General features: G+C 53.8%; 1 protein-coding gene. It reads right to left on the reverse strand.

From position 1 onward, the window contains the following. Nucleotides 1–103: 103 nt before the first annotated feature. The gene (gene tnpB / locus B5G28_RS14310; RefSeq protein ID WP_204228888.1) at nt 104–430 is read right to left on the reverse strand and encodes an IS66 family insertion sequence element accessory protein TnpB; all 327 of its coding nucleotides are present in this window, start codon (nt 428–430) and stop codon (nt 104–106) included. Between the last annotated feature and the right edge of the window lie 126 nt (nt 431–556).

A 556-nucleotide genomic window follows, 5' to 3' on the forward strand; every position in this document is an offset into this window, starting at 1 on the left:
TGCCTGAACACCAGGAAAAGACGCATTCCTGGATGAGAAATTTCTTGTGGAAAACCGCCGCTTTTCAGGCAGAATATTCCCCGAAAACGGCTTCCCTGGTGGATTATACCAGCTCTTTCCGGCGCCCGGGACGGATCGCTCTGGGCTGCTCAATATTCAGCCCCTGCATGAGCCAGGTGAACTGCTCCCAGGTCAGCGGCTTTACTTCCCGGGCATTCCGCGGCCATTGGTAGCGGCCATTGTCCAGCCGCTTGTACAACAGCACAAAGCCGTCTGGTTCCCACAGCAGCGCCTTCAGCCGGTCACAGCGTTTGCCGCAGAACAGAAACAGGCTGCTGGAATAGGGATCTATCCCAAAGTTCTGCTGCACAAAAGGGACCAGGCTGTTCAGTCCCTTGCGCATATCGGTGTAGCCACAGACAATATACACGTTCTTTGCCTGTCGGATATCTCCCAGCATCTTAAGCCAGCCCTTTCACCAGCTTGACCAGGTATTCTATGGGTACATCTGCCGGCAGATAAATGCGAACTTCTCCCTTTTCGATGCAAATACCAG

This window comes from Faecalibacterium sp. An77 (assembly GCF_002161315.1).
Classification (GTDB): Bacteria; Bacillota; Clostridia; order Oscillospirales; family Ruminococcaceae; genus Faecalibacterium.